General features: G+C 42.8%; 20 protein-coding genes. 16 read left to right on the top strand and 4 right to left on the bottom strand.

Going from position 1 to position 22730, the window contains the following annotated elements:
- The first annotated feature begins 88 nt into the window (after positions 1-88).
- From secA to SCSH_RS09840, 7 genes are all read left to right on the top strand, one after another.
- Positions 89-2611 (top strand): preprotein translocase subunit SecA, encoded by a 2523-nt coding sequence (gene secA / locus SCSH_RS09810; RefSeq protein ID WP_057491726.1) that lies wholly within the window; start codon positions 89-91, stop codon positions 2609-2611.
- Between the two features lie 18 nt (positions 2612-2629).
- Positions 2630-3661: a 3-deoxy-7-phosphoheptulonate synthase gene (locus tag SCSH_RS09815; protein ID WP_057491727.1), complete on the top strand. Its 1032-nt coding sequence runs from the start codon at positions 2630-2632 to the stop codon at positions 3659-3661.
- Between the two features lies 1 nt (position 3662).
- Positions 3663-4697, top strand: coding sequence for a 3-deoxy-7-phosphoheptulonate synthase (locus SCSH_RS09820; protein ID WP_057491728.1), 1035 nt, complete (start codon positions 3663-3665; stop codon positions 4695-4697).
- A 141-nt stretch (positions 4698-4838) separates the two neighbouring features.
- Positions 4839-5195, top strand: a complete 357-nt coding sequence (gene acpS, locus SCSH_RS09825; RefSeq protein ID WP_057491729.1) for a holo-ACP synthase — start codon at positions 4839-4841, stop codon at positions 5193-5195.
- Positions 5192-6304 carry an alanine racemase gene (gene alr, locus SCSH_RS09830; RefSeq protein ID WP_057491730.1) on the top strand — a complete coding sequence of 371 codons (1113 nt, stop codon included), beginning with the start codon at positions 5192-5194 and terminating at the stop codon, positions 6302-6304. Before acpS ends, alr begins: the two co-directional genes overlap by 4 nt.
- A 174-nt stretch (positions 6305-6478) precedes the next feature.
- Positions 6479-8494 (top strand): ATP-dependent DNA helicase RecG, encoded by a 2016-nt coding sequence (gene recG, locus SCSH_RS09835; protein ID WP_057491731.1) that lies wholly within the window; start codon positions 6479-6481, stop codon positions 8492-8494.
- Between the two features lie 139 nt (positions 8495-8633).
- Entirely contained in the window at positions 8634-9548 is a 915-nt protein-coding gene (locus SCSH_RS09840) for an aldo/keto reductase (protein ID WP_057491732.1), read from the top strand.
- 204 nt (positions 9549-9752) lie between these two features.
- Here SCSH_RS09840 and SCSH_RS11275 read toward each other — a convergent pair whose 3' ends face one another.
- Positions 9753-9905, bottom strand: a complete 153-nt coding sequence (locus SCSH_RS11275; RefSeq protein WP_193743703.1) for a hypothetical protein — start codon at positions 9903-9905, stop codon at positions 9753-9755.
- A 17-nt stretch (positions 9906-9922) separates the two neighbouring features.
- Complete coding sequence (locus SCSH_RS09845) at positions 9923-10882, bottom strand: asparaginase (protein ID WP_057491733.1); 960 nt, start codon at positions 10880-10882, stop codon at positions 9923-9925.
- A gap of 72 nt (positions 10883-10954) precedes the next feature.
- Between SCSH_RS09845 and SCSH_RS09850 the strand changes: the two genes are divergently transcribed.
- Positions 10955-12337 carry a Cof-type HAD-IIB family hydrolase gene (locus SCSH_RS09850; protein ID WP_057491763.1) on the top strand — a complete coding sequence of 461 codons (1383 nt, stop codon included), beginning with the start codon at positions 10955-10957 and terminating at the stop codon, positions 12335-12337.
- 133 nt (positions 12338-12470) lie between these two features.
- On the opposite strand, the gene SCSH_RS09855 is transcribed toward SCSH_RS09850, so the two are convergent.
- Both SCSH_RS09855 and SCSH_RS09860 read right to left on the bottom strand, forming a co-directional pair.
- Positions 12471-12920, bottom strand: coding sequence for a universal stress protein (locus SCSH_RS09855; protein ID WP_057491734.1), 450 nt, complete (start codon positions 12918-12920; stop codon positions 12471-12473).
- A 97-nt stretch (positions 12921-13017) separates the two neighbouring features.
- Positions 13018-13554 (bottom strand): biotin transporter BioY, encoded by a 537-nt coding sequence (locus SCSH_RS09860; protein WP_057491735.1) that lies wholly within the window; start codon positions 13552-13554, stop codon positions 13018-13020.
- 193 nt (positions 13555-13747) lie between these two features.
- Between SCSH_RS09860 and SCSH_RS09865 the strand changes: the two genes are divergently transcribed.
- From SCSH_RS09865 to SCSH_RS09900, 8 genes are all read left to right on the top strand, one after another.
- Positions 13748-14962 (top strand): pyridoxal phosphate-dependent aminotransferase, encoded by a 1215-nt coding sequence (locus SCSH_RS09865; RefSeq protein WP_057491736.1) that lies wholly within the window; start codon positions 13748-13750, stop codon positions 14960-14962.
- 108 nt (positions 14963-15070) lie between these two features.
- Complete coding sequence (codY, locus tag SCSH_RS09870) at positions 15071-15856, top strand: GTP-sensing pleiotropic transcriptional regulator CodY (protein WP_057491737.1); 786 nt, start codon at positions 15071-15073, stop codon at positions 15854-15856.
- Positions 15856-16407, top strand: coding sequence for a cysteine hydrolase family protein (locus tag SCSH_RS09875; protein ID WP_057491738.1), 552 nt, complete (start codon positions 15856-15858; stop codon positions 16405-16407). Before codY ends, SCSH_RS09875 begins: the two co-directional genes overlap by 1 nt.
- A 259-nt stretch (positions 16408-16666) precedes the next feature.
- Positions 16667-18418, top strand: coding sequence for an aspartate--tRNA ligase (aspS, locus tag SCSH_RS09880; protein ID WP_057491739.1), 1752 nt, complete (start codon positions 16667-16669; stop codon positions 18416-18418).
- Positions 18419-18475: 57 nt separating this feature from the next.
- Positions 18476-18778 carry an Asp-tRNA(Asn)/Glu-tRNA(Gln) amidotransferase subunit GatC gene (gene gatC, locus SCSH_RS09885; protein ID WP_057491740.1) on the top strand — a complete coding sequence of 101 codons (303 nt, stop codon included), beginning with the start codon at positions 18476-18478 and terminating at the stop codon, positions 18776-18778.
- Complete coding sequence (gene gatA / locus SCSH_RS09890) at positions 18778-20244, top strand: Asp-tRNA(Asn)/Glu-tRNA(Gln) amidotransferase subunit GatA (protein ID WP_057491741.1); 1467 nt, start codon at positions 18778-18780, stop codon at positions 20242-20244. Before gatC ends, gatA begins: the two co-directional genes overlap by 1 nt.
- A complete protein-coding gene (gene gatB / locus SCSH_RS09895) occupies positions 20244-21677 on the top strand; it encodes an Asp-tRNA(Asn)/Glu-tRNA(Gln) amidotransferase subunit GatB (RefSeq protein WP_057491742.1) in 1434 nt (477 codons plus the stop codon). Before gatA ends, gatB begins: the two co-directional genes overlap by 1 nt.
- A 77-nt stretch (positions 21678-21754) precedes the next feature.
- The gene (locus tag SCSH_RS09900) at positions 21755-22663 is read left to right on the top strand and encodes a DMT family transporter (RefSeq protein WP_057491743.1); all 909 of its coding nucleotides are present in this window, start codon (positions 21755-21757) and stop codon (positions 22661-22663) included.
- Positions 22664-22730 lie beyond the last annotated feature (67 nt).

Consider the following 22730-nt stretch of genomic DNA (forward strand, 5'->3'; position numbering starts at 1 on the left):
ATGAGGCGTGAAACAGCTCCATGGAATTCTTGAACATGAGCTTTATTTGTGATAAAATAAAACGATAACACTATCGAAAGGATTAAAGATGGCAAATATTCTACGCACTATCATTGAAAATGATAAAGGCGAAGTTAGAAAATTAACAAAAATAGCAAAAAAAGTTGAAAGTTATGCTGATGAAATGGAAGCTCTTGCTGATGAAGAGCTTCAAGCTAAAACAGACGAATTCAAAAGGCGCTATCAAAATGGTGAATCTCTGGATGCTCTGCTTCCTGAGGCTTTTGCTGTTGTCCGTGAAGCTTCAAGGCGTGTCTTGGGGCTCTATCCTTATCGTGTACAGATTATGGGAGGAGTGGTTCTTCACCATGGTGATGTTCCCGAAATGCGTACAGGGGAAGGAAAAACCCTGACAGCAACCATGCCTGTTTACCTTAATGCATTGGCTGGCGAAGGTGTTCATGTTGTAACGGTCAATGAATATCTGGCGACCCGTGATGCGACTGAAATGGGAGAACTTTATTCATGGTTGGGACTGTCTGTCGGTATTAATCTGGCAGCCAAGTCATCATCTGAAAAGCGCGAAGCTTACAACTGCGATATTACTTATTCGACCAATGCAGAAATCGGCTTTGACTATCTGCGTGATAACATGGTGGTTCGTAAAGAAAACATGGTGCAGCGGCCTCTTAATTTTGCGCTGGTCGATGAGGTAGACTCGGTTTTGATTGATGAAGCGAGAACCCCGCTGATTGTTTCAGGACCGGTTAGCACAGAAACCAATCAGCTCTACCATCGTGCGGATAGTTTTGTAAAAACTCTATCAGAAGATGACTATGCTATTGATACACCGACGAAAACCATCGGTCTTAAAGATTCTGGAATTGATAAGGCAGAAGCTTATTTCAATTTGGAAAATCTCTATGATATTGAAAATGTGGCTCTGACCCACTATATTGACAATGCTCTGCGAGCTAATTACATTATGCTGCTTGATATTGATTATGTGGTTAGTGAAGATCAAGAAATTCTTATTGTTGATCAATTTACAGGGCGTACAATGGAAGGCCGCCGCTTTTCTGACGGTCTCCATCAGGCTATCGAAGCCAAAGAAGGTGTTCCGATTCAAGATGAGTCTAAGACAAGTGCTTCGATTACCTATCAAAATATGTTTCGGATGTACAAGAAGCTGGCAGGTATGACTGGTACGGCTAAGACAGAAGAAGAGGAATTTCGTGAAATCTATAACATGCGCATTATTCCGATTCCAACTAACCGTCCGGTGGCTCGTATTGATCATCATGATTTGCTCTATCCAACACTTGATTCCAAATTTAAAGCAGTTGTTGCTGATGTCAAAGCTCGCCATGAAAAAGGTCAGCCTGTCTTGGTTGGTACTGTAGCGGTTGAAACCTCAGACCTTATCTCAAAAATGCTGGTGCAAGCAGGTGTTCCCCACGAAGTTCTTAATGCTAAAAATCACTTTAAAGAAGCTCAGATTATTATGAATGCTGGTCAGCGCGGCGCTGTTACTATCGCGACCAATATGGCCGGCCGCGGAACAGATATTAAGCTTGGTGAAGGTGTGCGCGAACTCGGAGGCCTTTGTGTTATCGGTACGGAACGCCACGAAAGCCGCCGGATTGATAATCAGCTGCGCGGTCGTTCAGGACGTCAGGGAGATCCGGGAGAATCTCAATTTTACCTTTCGCTGGAAGATGAATTGATGCGCCGTTTTGGTTCGGAACGTATCAAGGCATTCCTTGATCGCTTTATTGAAGAAGACAGCGATGTGGTTATTAAATCACGCATGCTGACCAATCAAGTTGAGTCTGCTCAAAAACGAGTTGAAGGTAATAACTATGACACGCGGAAACAAGTCCTTCAATACGATGATGTCATGCGTGAGCAGCGCGAAATTATCTATGCCGAACGTTACGACGTTATTACTGCTGAGCGAGACCTTGCTCCAGAAATCAAGGCTATGATTAAACGGACAATTAGTCGGACTGTAGACTCTCACAGCCGCTTGGATCGTAAAGAAAGTCTCGAGGCAATTCTTAATTTTGCTAAAACCAATCTGCTTCCTGAAGATTCTATCAATTTACATGATATCGAAGATTTGAAGTATGATGACATTAAGGATTTGCTTTATGATGCAGCTTTGAAAAACTATGACCGTCAAATTGCCAAACTTCGCGATGAAGAAGCTGTTCGAGAGTTCCAAAAGGTGCTGATTTTGATGGTTGTGGACAACAAATGGACTGATCATATTGATGCTTTGGATCAATTGCGCAGTTCTGTTGGTTTGCGCGGCTATGCACAGAATAATCCTATTGTTGAATACCAATCTGAAGGTTTTAGAATGTTCCAAGACATGATTGGTGCGATTGAATTTGATGTGACTCGTACGATGATGAAAGCTCAAATTCATGAACAGGAACGTGAAAAAGAGGTTGAAAGTAGGACAACGGCTGAACAAAATATTGCAGCCCAGTCCCAAGCAGTGGCCCAACAAGATTCTATTTTTAAGGGTGTCGGCCGCAATGATAAGTGTCCATGCGGTTCGGGCAAGAAATTTAAGAATTGTCATGGCCGTAAACGATTTTAAAAAAGTGGGAGAATAAGGATGTCTTTTAAAGCAACCAGTGATAAAATTAATGTCGAAGAAGTTCGTAGCCTATCACAACTGACAGGTGAAGCTCTAGCTAAAAAAGAAGCTCGCGACCGTGAGTTGGAAGCAATCATTAAAGGAGAAGATGATCGTCTGCTTTTAGTTATTGGTCCCTGCTCTTCAGATAATGAAGAAGCTGTTCTTGAGTATGCTAAGCGCTTAGCAAAACTGCAGGAAGAAGTAAAAGATCGTGTATTTATGGTCATGCGTGTTTATACGGCTAAACCTCGCACTAATGGTGACGGTTATAAGGGAATGGTGCACCAACCTAATACAGGAGAGGCACCGAGCCTGATTAATGGGATTATGGCTGTTCGCAACCTTCATTACCGTGTCATTACAGAAACTGGAATGACAACGGCAGATGAAATGCTCTATCCTGAAAACCTGCCTTTGATTGAGGATTTAGTATCTTACATAGCAGTTGGTGCTCGTTCGGTTGAGGATCAGCAGCACCGCTTTGTAGCTTCCGGAATTGATGTTCCGACAGGGATGAAAAATCCAACATCCGGTAATCTGAATATTATGTTTAACGGTATTTATGCGGCTCAAAATAAACAATCTTTTCTCTTTAATGGAGAAGAAGTCGAAACCAGTGGCAATCCTTTGGCCCATGTTATTTTGCGCGGCGGCGTTAATGAATATGGCAAAAATATTCCAAATTACTACTACGATAATGTTTTGGATACCATCGAACAATATGAAAAAATGGGACTGGAAAATCCTTTCATCGTTATCGATACCAACCATGATAATTCAGGGAAGAACTATTTGGAGCAAGTCCGAATTGTTCGTCAGACTCTTATCAACCGTGACTGGAATGACAAGATTAATAAATATGTCCGCGGTTTTATGATTGAGTCTTACTTAGAAGACGGCCGTCAAAACGAACCGGAAGTCTTCGGAAAATCAATTACAGATCCATGTCTGGGCTGGGACAACACCAAGCAATTGGTTCATGAAATCTATGACACCTTAGGAAAATAAAATGGGCATTCATCAAAAAAGTACAACTATAGATATTTCTAAAATTAAAAAAGACACACAGCTAAAAGATGAGGATTTAGCTAGAAAACTAGCGCGTGACGCTGAGCTGGCTAAGATTATTAAAGGAGAAGATGACCGTATCCTTTTGGTCATGGGTCCTTGTTCATCTGACAATGAAGAAGCGGTGCTGGAATATGCACATCGTTTAGCAAAGCTTCAAGAAGAAGTAAAAGATCGTATCTTTATTGTCATGCGTGTCTATACGGCTAAGCCTCGCACCAATGGTGATGGTTATAAAGGGCTTATCCATCAGCCTAACAGTTCTAAGCTGCCGGATCTTATCAATGGCATTCATGCGGTTCGTAATCTTCACTACCGTGTCATTACTGAGACAGGACTGACAACGGCTGATGAGATGCTTTATCCATCCAATCTTGTCTTAGTTGATGATTTGGTTTCCTACCATGCTGTCGGTGCCCGTTCGGTTGAAGACCAAGAACATCGTTTTGTGGCTTCCGGAATTGATGTTCCGACAGGAATGAAAAATCCGACCTCCGGCAATCTCAAGGTGATGCTGAATGCCATTCATGCAGCCCAAAGTTCGCAGAACTTTATTTACAATGGTGCTGAAGTGGAAACCGATGGCAATCCTTTAGCCCATGTCATCCTGCGCGGCGGCAGCAATGAACATGGTGAATACGAGCCTAATTATTACTATGACATCCTTTTAAAACTGATTGACCAATATGAAGATATGGGGCTGTCCTATCCTTTTATTGTCATTGATACCAATCATGACAATTCAGGGAAGAACTATTTGGAGCAGGTGCGAATTGTTCGCCATACACTTATCAACCGTGACTGGAACGACAAGATTAATAAGTATGTCCGCGGCTTTATGATTGAATCCTACTTAGAAGACGGCCGTCAGGATGAGCCGGAAGTTTTTGGAAAATCAATTACAGATCCATGTCTGGGCTGGGACAACACCGAACAATTGGTGCATGAGATCTATGACACCTTAAAAAACAAATAGGCGGCTTGCCTGATTTCAAGCAAAGCTTGTGTTAAGATTCTAAAAGGTCAGGGAGCTTGTTCGAGCTTATCCTGCTGTATGTTAAAGTGATAATGATTAAGAGATTGGAGACCCTGTCCCAGTCTCTTTTAGAAAGATATTATGATAATAGGACACGGAATTGATCTGCAAGATATAAGCGCTGTCCAAAAGGCTTATGAAAAAAGCAGCCGTTTTGCTGCTAAGGTACTGACTGTGAAAGAATTAGAAATTTTTTCACAGTTAAAGGGCAGGCGCCAAATGGAATATTTGGCTGGCCGCTGGGCCGCTAAGGAGGCTTTTTCCAAGGCTTACGGCAGTGGTATTGGGGTTTTGCGTTTTCTGGATTTGGAAATTTTGACCAACGAAAAAGGAGCGCCCATCTTTACCAAAGCGCCTTTTTCTGGAAAGATTTTTATCAGCATTTCTCATTCAGGGAATTTTGTTGAGGCCAGTGTTATTTTGGAGGAAGAATCATGATTGCTAGCTATCATCGTCCAACAACGGCCCATGTTCATCTAGACCGTATTGCTTTTAATATCAAACAAGTTCAAAGTCATATTGGCAAGGGCGTCAAAACCTTTGCCGTTGTAAAAGCCAATGCTTACGGTCATGGTGCTGTGCCAGTGGCGAAGGCCATTCAAAATCAGGTAGATGGCTTTTGTGTGTCCAATTTAGATGAGGCGCTTGAGCTGCGTCAGGCTGGTTTGAAAGATTTCATTCTGATTTTAGGGGTTATTTTACCTGAAGAAGCAGACCTGGCAAAACGTGAATGCATTACCATTACAGTTGCTGATTCAGAGTGGCTGCAGGAAGCTAAGGCTAAAAAAATTGATTTAAAAGGATTGTCTGTGCACGTTAAGGTTGACTCCGGCATGGGCAGAATCGGTGTCAGAAGTCTGGCAGAAGCTAATCAGCTTATTGCCGGTTTAGAGGAAGCAGGAGCAGTAGTTGAAGGGATTTTTACCCATTTTGCAACAGCTGACGAAGCTTCTGATGATAAATTTAAACAGCAGCTGCAAAAATTTAAAGAGATCGTTGAAAACTTAGACAATAAGCCGCCAATTGTCCATGCCTCCAATTCGGCTACCAGCATTTGGCACAGTGATACGGTTATGAATGCTGTCCGTTTAGGAATTGTGATGTATGGCTTAAATCCAAGCGGTCAGGCGCTTGAGCTTCCTTATCCGCTCAAGCCAGCGCTAGACTTGACATCGCTTTTGGTTCAGGTCAAAGAGGTAAATGCCGGAGATACCATCGGTTATGGCGCTACTTATACGGCTAATCAAGGTGAAATAATCGGAACAGTGCCTATTGGCTACGCAGATGGCTGGACGAGAGACTTGCAAGGCTTTAAAGTATTGGTAGATGGTCAGTATTGTGAAATTGTCGGACGTGTGTCCATGGATCAAATTACCATTCGTCTGCCTAAGCGCTATCATTTAGGAACCAAGGTGACTCTGATCGGTCAAGATGGAAGTGAGAGTATTTCGGCGACTGATGTTGCTGACAAGCGCGGAACAATTAATTATGAGGTTCTTTGCTTGATTAGCGACCGCGTTCCCAGAAAATACAATCTAGAAAGCTGATTGAAGCGCTGTTTTTTCTGGCAATGATTTTAGACAAATGAATTTGGAAAGGATAGGCGTGATTGCTATGTAGTCATGCTGCCTTTCCTTTTTCTTAGATTTTTTGACCAGCCTTGAAATTTGTTGAAAATCTGCTGCTTTTGTTATAATAGAAAAAAACTTGGAAGGGTGCTTATGGACTTACAATCATCAATTGCAGCTTTAAAGGGGTTAGGTCCTAAGTCTGCAGAAAAATTCCACAAATTAGACATTTATACAATCGAAGATCTGCTGCTCTACTATCCTTTCCGCTATGAAGATTTTAAGGCAAAATCTATCTTTGATTTGCTGGATGGGGAAAAAGCAGTTGTTACAGGAAGAGTAGTGACTCCGCCAAATGTTCAGTATTATGGCTTTAAGCGCAATCGTCTGTCTTTTAAAATCAAGCAGGGAGAAGCCATCATTGCTGTGTCTTTTTTCAATCAGCCCTATTTGCAGGATAAGGTGGAAATTGATCAGGAAATTGCCATTTTTGGTAAATGGAATCAGGCCAAGTCTTCCTTGACAGGCATTAAAATTTTAGCCCAGGTAGCTGATGACATGCAGCCTGTTTACCATGTTGCCCAAGGTATCTCACAGGCTGCGCTGGTTAAGGCCATCAAATCAGCTTTTGACTCAGGTTATGCAGATTGCCTGCCAGAAAATCTTCCGCAGCTTTTGCTGGATAAGTACCGTTTATTGGATCGAAAGACGGCGACACGGGCCATGCATTTTCCCAAAGATTTGGCAGAGTACCGTCAGGCGCTTCGACGTATTAAATTTGAAGAGCTCTTTTATTTCCAGCTTAATCTGCAAATGCTTAAAGCAGCTAATAAATCGGAGTCAAACGGTTTGGTTATTTCTTATGACCAAGACAAGGTAGCTGCAAAAATAGATGCTCTGCCCTTTCCTTTGACAAATGCTCAAAAGCGCAGTCTGAAAGAAATACTGGCAGATATGGCTTCCGGTGCCCATATGAACCGTCTTTTACAGGGAGATGTTGGCTCTGGCAAGACCATTGTTGCAAGTCTTGCCATGTATGCGGCTTATACGGCTGGCTTACAGTCTGCTTTGATGGTACCGACTGAAATTTTGGCAGAACAGCACTACGATAGTCTGAGTGCTTTGTTTCCTGATTTGTCAATTGCCTTGTTGACTTCAGGTATGAAGGCTGCTGTCAAACGTTCAGCACTTGCGGCCATTGCAGATGGTTCTGTTGACATGATTGTCGGAACACACGCCTTAATTCAAGAAGGTGTTGATTATCATAAGCTAGGTTTGGTCATTACCGATGAACAGCACCGATTTGGAGTCAAGCAAAGGCGTCTTTTCCGCGAAAAAGGAGAAAATCCGGATGTTCTCATGATGACTGCAACCCCTATTCCTAGGACACTGGCCATCACGGCTTTTGGTGATATGGACGTTTCTGTTATTGATGAGCTGCCAAAGGGGCGCAAACCCATTAAGACACGTTGGGTCAAGCATGAACAGCTGGATAAGGTTCTGTCTTGGGTCAAAGATCAAATTGCCAAAGGCGCCCAAATTTATGTTGTTTCTCCCTTGATTGAAGAATCTGAAAGCCTTGATTTAAAGAATGCTAAGGCTTTGGAAAAGGAATTAAAAGATTATTTTGCCCATGCTGCCAGCATTGCTCTCATGCACGGCCGCATGAAAAACGACGAAAAAGATGCTATCATGCAGGAATTTAAAAAAGGCGCTGTTGATATTTTGGTATCAACAACAGTCATCGAAGTCGGTGTCAATGTACCCAATGCCACCATCATGATTATTATGGATGCAGACCGCTTTGGCCTCAGTCAGCTGCATCAGCTGCGCGGGCGTGTCGGCCGCGGCGATAAGCAGTCCTATGCTATTTTAGTGGCTAATCCCAAAACAGATGCTGGAAAGGATCGCATGCGGATTATGACTGAAACGACAGATGGCTTTCTTCTGGCTGAAGAAGATTTAAAAATGCGCGGTTCCGGAGAAATTTTCGGCACCCGCCAATCGGGAATTCCTGAATTTCAGGTGGCTGATATCGTAGAGGACTACAATATTTTGGAAGAAGCCCGCCGCCTTGCAGCAGAAATTGTCCATGACAAAGACTGGCAAAAAGATGACAGATGGACGCTGCTGGTTCAAAATCTAAGAAAAAAAGACATTCTTGACTGAAGCTCAGCTCAAGTTTTCTTGGCAAGTTCCGTAAAAGACCTTGCCTTCAAGCTGAAAAGAGCTTCGTCTTTTTTACTTTTACAAGCAACCGCTTACACAAAATGCTATAATAAAGATAATTACAAAAAGGAGGCAGTCTATGCTACAAAAGATTGGACAGACGAATGTAACTGGTTCACGCATTGCTTTGGGTTGTATGCGTATGGCAGCTTTGGAAACAAAGGATGCCGAGCATGTTATTAGTGCGGTTCTTGAACAAGGGATAAACTTTTTTGATCATGCTGATATTTATGGCGGTGGTGAATCTGAAAAACGTTTTGCAGCAGCACTCAAGAATCTCGGTATTAACCGGGACCAGCTGATTTTGCAGTCAAAATGCGGTATTCAAAAAGGTTATTTTGATTTTTCCAAAGAGCATATTGTAACTGCTGTGGATGGGATTTTACAGCGCTTAAATACGGATTATCTGGATTTTCTGCTGCTGCACCGGCCAGATGTTCTCATGGAACCTGACGAAGTGGCAGAAGCGTTTATGCAGCTGAAAGAAGCTGGCAAAGTGAGGCATTTTGGTGTCAGCAATCAAAACCGTTATCAAATGGAGCTGCTGGCTGCTTATTTAGACGAGCCTTTGGCTGTTAATCAGCTGCAGCTCTCTCCTGCCCATACTCCGCTGTTTGATGCAGGGCTCAATGTCAATATGAAGAACAGCGCAGCAATTGACCATGACAGCGGAACGGTTGATTACTGCCGACTGCATCAAATCACCATTCAGGCTTGGTCGCCTTTCCAAATCGACCTGACCAGCGGCTTATTTTCAGAGAGTCCTGACTATCAGGATCTCAATCTGACGATTGCCAAATATGCCCAGCAATACGGAGTTTCTGCCGAAGCAATTGTCATTGCTTGGATACTGCGCTATCCGGCGAAAATGCAGGCTGTGATCGGTTCTATGAATCCAAAGCGTATTGCTAAAATTGCTGCCGCTAACAAGGTCGCTCTGACCCGCCCGGAATGGTATGATATCTACCTCAGTGCCGGGAACAGTCTACCTTAAGGGGCAGACTGTTAGCAAGGGGCTGGGCAGCAGTGACTAATTGTCAAAAAGAGTCTGTTTATTACAGCCTCTTTTTGAGTGCAACAAAGCTGCAAGTATTGACAAACTGTCAGCAGTTAGAAGGCCGGTGCATTAAAAATCCCCTTAAGTTTAGTTGTCAGACTTAAAGGGCAAAACGGTATTTTACACAATTAATAAGGTGATTTACTTTTTAAAATAGCCTTTGAGAAAGGTCCCAAACAAAATTGTTCCGCAGACAACTAGCACAGTTGTTAAAATTTGTTTGTCTGAGATTTCCAGCGAGTAGCTGAAATCTTTTTGCTTAGGTTTATCTGATGCAGTAATGTCTAGCTTCATGAGTTTCTCCAAATTTATTATCCTTCAATATATTCTCTGAGCTCCTGTCCTTTGAGTCCGGCGTTAAGAGCGATTAGAAGTTTAAGGCGAGCTTTTTGGCTGTTTAATTCCTTGACAAACATGACACCAGATTCTTGCAGCTTAACGCCGCCGCCTTCGTAGGCATAGACGGGTTCTGCAATACCGTTAAAACAGCGGGAGACCAGCGCTACAGGAATGCCTTGCTTGATTAATTTGACGATACTCTGAGCGGCTTCTGGTGGCAGATTGCCGGCTCCCAGTGCTTCAACGATTAAGCCATCAATATTGTTTGGGTTCAGGCTGCTTAAAAGCCAATCCCCCATACCAGCGTAGGCTTTAACAATGGGAACAGTTCCTGAAATCTCTGTCAGATCAAAACGAACCCGCGGTTCAGCAGTTTTGAAAAAGAGAATATCATGTTTCATGATGATTCCCAAAGGACCGTGTGTCGGTGTCTGAAAGGTTGAGACATTGGTCGTATGCGTTTTAGTGACGTACTTGGCAGCATGAATTTCATCATTCATAACGACCAGCACTCCCTTGTCAGCCGCCTTATCATGACTGGCAACTCGCAGAGCAGACAGGTAATTGTAGGTACCATCGCTCCCTAGTTCATTGGAAGACCGCATGGCACCGGTCAGCACAATGGGAATAGCAGGCAGCAGCATAGTATCAAGAAAATAAGCAGTCTCTTCTAAAGTATCGGTTCCGTGGGTAATGACAACACCATCATAGCTTCCGGCTGTCTGGCGAATTTTTTGTGCCAATAAGAGCATGTGCTCGACCTTGATATGAGGGCTGGGAAGGTTAAAAAAATCAAGTGATTCGATCTGGATATTATCAAGCTCGAAACCGACATGGTTCATCGGATTGTCTTTGTCTGGGACAACTTTTCCACTTTCGTCAGCATGCATGGAGATTGTTCCGCCTGTATGCAAAACAAGTATTTTTTTCATCGTTTTTAAAATTCTTTCAAATTGTGTTATACTATATTTTAACATAATTTGAAGGATATGAAAGGTGATACTGTGGCAATCAGAGCTGTTTTTTTTGATATTGATGGCACCTTGCTGAATGATCGCAAGCATGTTCAAAAATCGACCCAGCAGGCAATTAAGAATATGAAAAAACAAGGGATTCTTGTCGGTGTGGCGACCGGCAGAGGGCCTGCTTTTGTTACGCCTTTTATGGAAAATTTGGGACTTGACTTTGCCATTACCTATAACGGTCAGTATATTTTTACGCGCGATCGCGTTTTATATCAGAATCAGCTGCCCAAATCCACCGTTTACCGTGTCATTAAGTATGCTAGTGAACGGCGCCGTGACATTTCCTTGGGGACGAGCTCAGGTCTTGTTGGTTCTAATATCATTAACATGGGGACCAGCCGTTTTGGTCAGTGGCTCAGCCGGATTATTCCTAAAAGGTGGACCAAGACAGTAACTAGGAGCTTTAAGCATGTTATTCGCCGGATAAAGCCCCAGAGTCTGGGCAATCTGATGACCATCATGCGCCAGCCCATTTTTCAAATTGTTTTGGTAGCGACGAAGGAGCAAAGTGACGTAATCGCTGATAAATTCCCCCATTTGACGGTTACCCGCAGCAGCCCCTACTCTGCTGACTTGATTTCTAAGGGAATGTCTAAAATCAAGGGAATTGCCCGCGTTGCCAGAGAATTTGATATTGAAATGTCTGAGGTTATGGCTTTCGGCGATTCGGACAATGACATCGAAATGCTGTCTGGTGTTGGTCTGGGCGTAGCTATGGGCAATGCAACTGAGCAGATTAAAAAAATTGCTAGTTATACAACCGCTAGCAATAATGACGACGGGATTTCCAAGGCTCTGTCGCATTTTGGTCTGATTCACCATAAAACAGCTAAGGTCTTTTCCAGCAGCGATGATAACTTCAACAAGGTCAAGGATTTCCATCAGCTGATGGATGGCGAAACCTGCGAAACACCGAGGGTTTATGACATTATTGAAGGAGGGCACCGCTCCGATTTCAAAGCAGAAGAAATCGTTGAGTTTTTATATGCTGCCAGCAATGGTGATCAAGAAGCTTTTGCTCAGGCGGTTCAGCATCTTCACCAAGCAGTTGATAAGGCAGCAGATAAGGTGATGAAGAAACCACATCCTGAAACACCTTTGGTTGGACAGGTAGATGCTTTGACAGACCTGCTTTACTTTACCTACGGTTCCTTTGTGCTGATGGGAGTGGATCCTAAGCCTTTCTTTGATACGGTGCACGAAGCTAATATTGGAAAAATTTTTCCAGATGGCAAGGCGCACTTTGATCCTGAAACGCACAAGATCTTAAAACCAGATGACTGGGAAGAACATTTTGCTCCTGAGCCGGCTATAAAAAGAGAACTGGATCGTCAGATTCAAAAATCTCTGCGCCGAACTTAAATCATAAGGACATCAGGAGTAAAAGCAATTTTTAAATTGACTGCAAAGAAACAGCAGGAAGAGAATTTTCAGCTTTAAAAAACAAGCAGCCGGCGTTAGATGGTTGCTTGTTTTTTTACTAATTTAATTTTGCTTACAGAGTCTTTTCAGGATCACGGACGACCAACAAGTCTACCTTAGCGTGGCGCAGAATGTACTCTGATGAAGAACCGATAAGGAGCCGTTCAAAGGCATTAAGACCAGTAGCCCCCAGCATGATAAGATCAACATCTTCTCGCTTAGGAATCTCTGTGGCTAACAGAGGTTTAGGATTACCAAATTCAATAACCTGTCTGACATTTTCCAGACCTCTTTCACGGGCTTGCTTTTCATAATCATCTAAAACACTGTGAGCTTCTTGTTCCAGTTTTTCATAAATGTAAGCATCAAAGGTTGCAACACTTTGAAGTGCGCGTGTATCAACAACATGGGTCAAAAGCAGGTTGGCATCGTTTCTCAGAGCAACACTGACGCCCTTTTCGAAAGCCAGTTCAGATTCATAGGAACCATCAATAGCAACCATGATATTTTTATAAGTAGACATAAGCTAGCCCTCCGTCTCATCTTTTACTTATATTGTAACCCTTTTCTGAAAAAAAGTAAAATATATCTAAGCAGTTTCCAGAAGGTTTTATCAGTGCTTATGCCTGAAGGAAAGAAGAATTTTTAAACCTGCGGTGAATGAGGGTCACGATTAATACTTTTATTGTATCACCAGGAATAAAAACAAGATTGGCCATTAAAGCTTGATGTAAAGGTATATGTGACTGAATGGTAAGGCCAATTGCTCCCATAACATCTACAAATAAGGCTCCTGCCAGCCAGATTAGCAAAAATTCTAGAAAGACATTAGCCTGATTAAATTTTTCGGTAACGAGTCCAACCAGAAAAGCAGCAAAGGGATAAGCCAGCAGATAACCAGCTGTAGGTCCCATAAAAGACGCAATGTTACCGGATCCGCCAGATAAAACCGGCATTCCCAGAGCGACCAGCAAAAGAAAGATGAAGACGCATAAAAATCCACGTTTAGAACCTAAGAGCGCCCCTGCTAGCATAATACCCATGTTTTGTAAGATAATTGGAACAGGAATAAAGCCCAAAGGAATACCAGGAATAAAACCGAGAGCAATGATAATAGCAATCATTACAGCAATTAGAGCGACTGTTTTTGTTTTCATAATCATGAAACTCCTTTTTTAGTTAACCATAAACATTTTAGAGGGTAACTGTATTATGGCATATTTTTTTCTTAAAAGCAAGAGGGGTGAGAAAAGTTTCATGCCTAGGGCCTGCAGTCTCCAGAAGTTTGATTGCGATTTTAGCTAAAATGCGCTACAATAATGACACCAATGTAACCAATGAGGTGAAACGATGAGAGAATTTAATAAGTCTGTCAAACTTGAACATGTTGCTTATGACATCCGCGGTCCAGTCTTGGAAGAAGCTGACCGCATGATTGCTAATGGCGAGAAAATTCTTCGTCTCAATACCGGAAACCCGGCAGCCTTTGGTCTGACAGCTCCTGATGAGGTTGTTCGCGATTTGATCATGAATGTACGTGAGAGCGAGGGGTATTCGGACTCAAAAGGCATCTTTTCAGCTCGTAAAGCTATCATGCAGTACTGTCAGCTTAAAAATATTCCTGATGTTGATGTGGATGATATTTACATCGGCAACGGGGTTTCTGAAATGATTACCATGTCTATGCAGGGACTTTTAGATGATGGTGATGAAGTTTTAATCCCCATGCCTGACTATCCGCTCTGGACGGCTTCTGTCAGCCTGGCAGGCGGTCATGCTGTTCACTATATTTGTGACGAAAGTTCTAATTGGTATCCGGATATTAATGATATCAAGTCAAAAATTACTTCGAATACGAAAGCTATCGTCATCATTAACCCTAATAATCCTACAGGAGCTCTCTACTCCAAGGATATTTTGCTGGATATTGTAGAAATTGCTAGACAAAATGACCTGATTATTTTCGCAGATGAAATTTATGACCGTTTGGTTATGGATGGGGGCGAGCATATAGCTATTGCCAGCCTAGCGCCGGATCTCTTCTGTGTGTCAATGAACGGCCTGTCAAAATCGCATCGTATTGCTGGTTTTCGTGTCGGCTGGATGGTGCTGTCCGGACCTAAAAAGCATGTGAAAGACTACATCGAAGGGCTCAATATGCTCTCTAATATGCGCCTTTGTTCCAATGTTTTAGCCCAGCAGGTCATTCAAACTTCCCTGGGCGGTGTTCAGTCTATTGACAAATTGTTGCTGCCAGGAGGCCGCATTTATGAACAGCGTAATTTCATCTATAAGGCCATGAATGAGATTCCTGGAATTACAGCTGTTAAACCGCAGGCAGGACTTTATATTTTCCCTAAAATTGACTGCAGTATGTATCGCATTGATGATGATGAACAATTTGTGCTCAATTTCCTTAAACAGGAAAAAGTACTTCTGGTTCACGGCCGCGGCTTTAACTGGATGGAGCCGGATCACTTCCGTATCGTCTATTTACCGCGCGTTGAAGAGCTTTCTGAAATTCAAGAAAAGATGACACGCTTTCTCCGTCAGTACCGAAAATAAAAGGGCTTTCAAAAAAGTTGTCAAACAGTAAGGAATTTTCTGACAATTATTTGCATTCTAAAAAATCCTTTGTTATAATAGTTTTGACTATCAAAGAAAGAGTGACTTATGGCTAATTTATTATCAAAAACACGGCGTATTACGTCTATTTTGCAGCGCTCAGCCGAAAGTCTTCAAAGTGATTTGCCTTACAATACTATTGCAGATCAGTTGGCTGAAATCATTGACTGCAATGCTTGTATTATTGATGGAAGCGGCAATATCCTCGGCTATGCGATGAAATATAAGACTAATACCGATCGTGTCGAAGAATTTTTCCAAGCAAAAAAACTCCCTGAGGACTATGTTAAATCGGCCAGCCGGATCTATGATACCGAGGCCAATCTGTCGGTTGAAAATGAACTGACGATTTTTCCGGTCGAGTCAAAGGATATCTATCCGGACGGTTTGACAACTATTGCTCCGATTTACGGCGGCGGTATGCGGCTGGGCTCTCTGATTATCTGGCGCAATGACAAAGAGTTCAATGATGATGATTTGATCTTGATCGAAATTGCCTCTACGGTTGTAGGGATTCAGTTGCTGAATTTGCAGACCGAAAATCTTGAAGAGACCATTCGCAAGCAAACAGCTATCAATATGGCAATCAATACCCTGTCTTATTCAGAAATGAAGGCTGTTGCAGCTATTCTCAATGAGCTTGATGGCAATGAAGGCCGCTTGACAGCTTCGGTTATTGCAGATCGCATTGGCATTACGCGCAGCGTCATCGTCAATGCTCTTCGGAAACTCGAAAGTGCTGGTATTATTGAAAGCCGTTCACTGGGAATGAAGGGGACTTATTTAAAAGTCATCAATGAAGGTATTTTTGATAAGCTGAAGGACTATAGTTAATGGCAAAAGCACTGATTTCAATTGATTATACCTATGATTTTGTTGCTGATGATGGCAAACTGACAGCGGGAAAACCGGCTCAGGCCATTTCAGAAAGAATTGCCCAGATGACACAGGCTGCTTATGACAAGGGTGACTATATTTTCTTTGCTATTGACGGTCATGACGAAGGAGATGTCTTTCATCCAGAGACCAAGCTCTTTCCGCCTCATAATATCAAGGGAACAAGCGGACGTGACTTGTATGGTCCTCTGGCTGATTTCTACCAAGAGCACAAGACTAATCAAAATGTCTTTTGGTTAGATAAGCGTCATTATTCTGCTTTTTCAGGGACGGATTTGGATATCCGCCTGCGTGAGCGGGGCGTTAATACACTTGTTTTGACAGGGGTTCTGACTGATATCTGTGTCTTGCATACAGCTATTGATGCCTATAATCTTGGCTATCAGATTGAAGTGATAGAGTCGGCTGTGGCTTCTTTGAACCAAGAAAATCATCAATTTGCTCTCAACCACTTGCAAAATGTGCTGGGTGCAACTATAATAGAATAATCAATAAGTAAAAAATTAAATATGAAGAGAAGCAGAGTAGGCCTTGCGGTTTGTCCAGAGAGCATCCGTTGCTGGGAGTGATGCCAAGCCAAAAGAATCCGAAGAACATGCTTTAATCTCCTATCTTAAAAATTTAGGCGTCTCATTCACGTTACGAATCAAGAGGTTATCAAAATTTTGATGACAAATAACAGTGGCACCACGGTCTTCGTCTGTTTGATGAAGGTGGTGCTTTTTTAGTTACAATAAAGAGGAAATCATGAAAGAATTATTTATCGGAAATTACGGTTTAGAACAAGTCGGACAGCGATTGACAGCTAAAGGCTGGGTCGCTAATATTAGAAATCACGGAAAGCTGGCCTTTATTGAACTGCGTGACCGAGAAGGACTTTTGCAGGTGTTTGTAGATGGCCAGATTGCTGATTTTGAAAAGCTCCATGAGCTGCATAAGGAAAGTATTTTAGCAGTGACAGGAGAAATCGTTGCCCGCGATGAGCGCTTTGTCAATCCCCATATTAAATCGGGACAAGTTGAGCTGCGGGCAGAAAAAATTGACATTATTGCTAACAGCAAGGCACTGCCTTTTGAATTGGACAATCATGCTCATGCTGGCGAGGAAATCCGTCAGAAATACCGCTATCTAGATTTGCGTCGTGAGAAGATGACAGCTAACTTGAAGCTGCGCCATCAAGTCACACAGGCCATCCGCAATTATCTCAATCAGGCTGATTTTATTGATGTTGAGACGCCTTATTTGACCAAATCAACGCCGGAAGGTGCCCGTGATTTCTTGGTACCGTCGCGCGTCTTCAAAAATCAGTTCTATGCTCTGCCACAGAGCCCGCAGATGTTAAAACAACTCCTCATGGGAGCAGGGCTTGAGCGCTACTATCAGATTGTCCGCTGCTTTCGTGACGAGGATCTGCGCGGTGACCGCCAGCCTGAATTTACTCAGGTTGACTTGGAGATGAGCTTTGTCAGCGAAGAAGATGTCAGACAGCTAGTAGAAGGCATGCTCAAAGCGGTAGTCAAGGCCAGCAGAGGCATTGAATTGACAGCTGATTTTCCGATAATTTCCTATGCAGAAGCTATGCGCCGCTTTGGTTCTGACAAACCAGATACCCGTTTTGCCATGGAACTTAAGGATCTGACAGAATTTTCCAAAGGCAATCCGTCGCTCTTTCTACAAAAAGGCCTCAAAAAAGAAAATGGGGCTGTCATGGGAATCTGTGCTAAAAATGCTGCCGAGGCCTTTACCAATCGGCAAATGGCTGGATTAAAACAATTGGTCATGGATTTCGGAGTTGCCGGTTTTGCGACAGCAACCATAGAAAATGGTCAAATTACAGGTTCGCTCAAATCTACTTTTAAGGAGCATAATGCTGAATTGCTGGACTTATTTGCAGCTGAAGATGGAGATCTCATCTTCTTTGTAACAGGTCCGCTCAGACGTGTCCAAGAGGCTCTGGGAGGCCTTCGTATCAGATTAGCCAAAGATTTGGGTCTAATCGATAATAATAAATTGAATTTCCTCTGGGTAACTGACTGGCCGCTGCTTGAGTGGAATGATGATTTGGGTCGTTATCAGGCCATGCACCATCCTTTTACTCAGGGAGCCTTTGAAGAAGGCAGCGACTGGCAGGAAAATCCTGAAAAGATTATGAGCAAGGCCTATGACATCGTTCTAAACGGTTATGAAATCGGCGGCGGAAGTCTGCGGATCCATGAGCGTAAGGCCCAAGAAGCCATGTTTGAGCTGCTGGGCATGAAAAAAGAAGATTATGAGCGTGATTTTGGTTTCTTCCTGGAAGCTCTGGACTATGGTTTCCCGCCTCATGGAGGTCTTGCTCTGGGACTTGACCGCTTGGTCATGATTTTAGCAGGAGAAGAAAACATCCGCGAGGTTATTGCCTTTCCTAAAAACGGTCAGGGAGCTGATCCAATGCTTGAAAGTCCAAGCTTTGTCGGGGAGCATCAGCTGGCAGAACTGCGTCTTGCTTTGCGTGACTAAGCTGCTGGTTTTATGGTAAAATAAAAAAGTTAGTGATATTTTATTAAGGAGAAAATAATGAAGATTTCAGAAGCAGAAGTTCGCCATGTGGCCAATTTGTCGAAGTTGAAATTCTCAGATAACGAAACAAAGGAATTTGCAACGACCTTGACTAAGATTGTTGACATGGTCGAATTACTAAATGAAGTTGACACGGAGGGTGTGCCCTTTACTTCCAATGTAGCTGACAACATCAACTACATGCGCGAAGATGTTTCAGTACCGGGCTGGAACCGTGATGATCTGTTCAAAAATGTTCCAGAGCACGAAGACGGTTTGATTAAAGTTCCGGCAATTATTGATGATGGAGGAGACGCCTAATGACTTTTAATACTAAATCAATTGATGAATTGCACGATCTTCTTGTTAACAAAGAAATTTCGGCTCTTGAATTGACCAAGTCTGCTTTGGAAGATATTAAGAAACGTGAGGAATCAGTCGGCTCCTTTATCACAGTAACAGAAGAAGAGGCCTTGGCACAGGCCGCTGCTATTGATGAAAAAGGCATTGATGCAGACAATGTTATGTCTGGTATTCCGCTTGCTGTTAAGGATAATATTTCAACCAAGAATATTCTGACCACTGCTGCGTCAAAAATGCTTTATAATTACAAGCCAATTTTTGATGCGACATCTGTTGAAAAACTTTACGGCAAGGATATGATTATTGTTGGTAAAACCAACATGGATGAATTTGCCATGGGCGGTTCAACAGAAAATTCCTACTTTAAACTGACAAAAAATGCTTGGAATCAGGATAAGGTTGCCGGCGGTTCTTCAGGCGGCTCTGCAACGGCAGTTGCTGCCGGTCAGGTGCGTCTGTCGCTTGGTTCTGATACTGGCGGTTCTATTCGTCAGCCTGCAGCCTTCAATGGAGTTGTTGGGCTTAAGCCGACTTACGGCCGTGTATCCCGCTTTGGTTTGATTGCCTTTGGTTCTTCACTGGATCAAATCGGACCTTTTTCGCAAACCGTTAAAGAAAATGCCCAGTTACTCAATGTTATCTCAGGTCATGATAAGAAGGATTCTACTTCTTCACAAGTGGAAGTGCCTGATTTCACCCAGTTTATCGGTAAAGACATCAAGGGAATGAAGATTGCTCTTCCTAAAGAATATGTGGGCCAAGGTATTGATGAAAAAGTTAAAGAAACGATTTTGAAAGCCGCTAAGCAGCTTGAAAATTTAGGCGCTGTTGTTGAGGAAGTCAGTCTGCCACACAGTAAATATGGTGTTGCTGTTTACTATATTATTGCTTCATCAGAAGCATCTTCAAACTTGCAGCGTTTTGATGGAATTCGTTATGGCTATCGCACGGAAGATTATGAAAATCTTGAGGATGTCTATGTTAATACCCGCAGCGAAGGCTTTGGCGAAGAAGTTAAACGCCGCATTATGCTGGGAACCTTCAGCCTGTCGTCTGGTTACTATGATGCCTACTTTAAAAAAGCAGGGCAAGTGCGGACGCTTATCATGGAAGACTTCAAGAAAGTCTTTGCGGACTATGATTTGATTTTAGGACCGACAGCACCGACTGTTGCCTATGATTTGGATTCGCAGCATCAGGATCCTGTTGCCATGTATCTAGCTGACCTTTTGACTATCCCTGTGAATTTGGCCGGTCTGCCAGGAATTTCTATTCCTGCCGGATTTGCTGATGGTTTGCCTGTCGGCATGCAGCTGATTGGAAAACCGTTTGATGAACAAACTATCTATCAAGTAGCAGCAGCATTTGAAGCAAGTACGGATTATCATAAACAACAGCCAGTCATTTTTGGAGGTGGCAACTAATGAATTTTGAAACTATCATCGGATTAGAAGTCCACGTTGAATTAAAAACAAATTCTAAAATTTTCTCACCTGCACCGGCGCATTTTGGCGAAGATCCAAATGCTAATACCAATATCGTTGACTGGTCTTTCCCTGGCGTCTTGCCTGTCATGAATAAAGGGGTCATTGATTATGGAATCAAGGCGGCCTTGGCGCTTAACATGGATATTCACCAGCGCATGCATTTTGACCGTAAAAACTATTTCTACCCTGACAATCCAAAGGCCTATCAAATTTCACAGTTTGACGAGCCTATTGGCTACAACGGCTGGATTGATATTGAATTAGAAGACGGCAGCACCAAGAAAATCCGCATTGAACGTGCCCACTTGGAAGAAGATGCCGGTAAAAATACGCACGGTGCAGACGGCTATTCCTATGTCGATCTTAACCGTCAGGGCGTTCCTTTGATTGAAATCGTATCAGAAGCTGATATGCGCTCACCTGAAGAAGCCTATGCTTACTTAACAGCTCTTAAAGAAATTATCCAATACACAGGAATTTCCGATGTTAAGATGGAAGAAGGCTCCATGCGGGTTGATGCCAACATTTCTATCCGTCCTTATGGACAGAAAGAATTTGGCGTTAAGACTGAGCTGAAGAATCTGAACTCCTTTAATTTTGTTCGCCGCGGTTTGGCCTATGAAGAAAAACGTCAGGCAGAAGTTCTGCGTTCCGGCGGTCAAATTCAGCAGGAAACGCGCCGCTATGATGAAACAACTGGTGAAACAGTACTGATGCGTGTCAAAGAAGGTTCAGCCGACTACCGTTATTTCCCAGAACCTGATCTGCCAATCTTTGAGATTGAAGATGAGTGGATTGAAAAAGTACGTGTAGAGCTGCCTGCTTTTCCGCAAGAACGCCGTGCCAAGTATATCAATGATCTGGGCTTATCAGATTACGATGCTGTTCAGCTGACAAGCTCAAAAGCCATTTCAGATTTCTTTGAAGCTGCAGTAGCTGAAGGAGCAGATGCTAAATCTGTTTCTAACTGGCTGCAAGGAGATATTGCTCAATACCTCAATGCAGAGGGTCAAACAATTGATCAAATCGGCTTAACCCCTGAAAACCTAACAGAAATGCTGCAATTAGTAGCAGACGGAACAATTTCCTCTAAAATAGCTAAAAAAGTTTTCCTTCATTTGGCTAAAAACGGCGGATCCGCAGAAGCCTATGTCAAATCAGCTGGCCTTGTTCAAATATCAGACCCAGCTCAGCTCCTGCCAATCATCCAAGAAGTCTTTGTTAACAACGAAAAAGCTCTTAATGACTACAAAGGCGGCAACAAAAATGCAGCCAAGTCCCTTGTCGGCCAAATCATGAAAGCCACCAAAGGACAGGCCAATCCACAAGTCGCACAAAAACTGCTTAATGAAGAATTGGCGAAATTATAAATTTAAAATCGGCTGCGGCCGATTTTTTGTTGCAAAATTATGCTACAATAAGGAAAAACGTATGATTGGAAGCAGGTATGAAAAAATCATTTAATGGGACAATTCTGGTTGTTCTGGCGGCTGTTTCTTGGGGCTTATCAGGAGTTTCAGGCCAGTATTTAATGAAACAGGGGATTTCCGTTAATTTATTGACTTCCTTGCGTATGCTCTTATCAGGCACCATCTTGCTTGCCCTTGTGATTTGGAAACAGCCTAAGCAAGTCCAAACGGTGCTTAGTGATAAAAAGACATTAAGCAGAATTTTAGTTTTTAGCATATGCGGCCTTCTTTTCAATCAATTTAGCTATCTGCAAGCTATCCATCATACCAATGCTGGAACGGCAACTGTTCTGCAATATCTGGCGCCGGTTTTAGTTTTGGCCGTTGTTTGTTTTAAGGATCGCAGTTTGCCGACATTGGGTGAAGTTGCTGCGATTCTTTTAGCCACTTTGGGAACCTTTGTTATAGCAACACATGGACAGCTGGGAAGTCTGGCTCTGACTCCGGCTGGTCTTTTTTGGGGGCTCTTTTCTGCTGTGACTTATACCCTTTATATGTTTTTGCCTATCAAGTTGATTCAACGATGGGGAAGCCTTTTGGTCATTGGTTTGGGCATGCTGATGGGCGGTCTGGTATTTGGTCTAAGTACCCAGTCTTGGCAATACAATCCCCAATTTCAAGCTGATAACCTCCTTGCTTATTTTGGCTTAATCATTGTCGGCAGTGTTTTTGCTTATACTGCCTTTTTAAAAGGGGTTAGCCTGATTGGTGCTGTAAAGGGCAGTCTTTTAGCGACTATTGAGCCAATAGCTGCAATCTTTTTCTCAGCTGCGATCATGAAAGAAGTTTTTTATCCCATGGATTTTTTAGGCATGCTCTTGATTATACTGGCTGTCCTCATCATTTCTGTAAGAGATTTATTAGCAGCCAGCAAAGGAAAAATTTGAAAAATTTACAGAGGTTTATTTATTGGATTCTTTGGTTGATTTTGGGATTGGTTCATGTGTCAACAGA

The sequence above is a fragment of the Streptococcus orisasini genome, assembly GCF_001431045.1.
Classification (GTDB): domain Bacteria; phylum Bacillota; class Bacilli; order Lactobacillales; family Streptococcaceae; genus Streptococcus; species Streptococcus orisasini.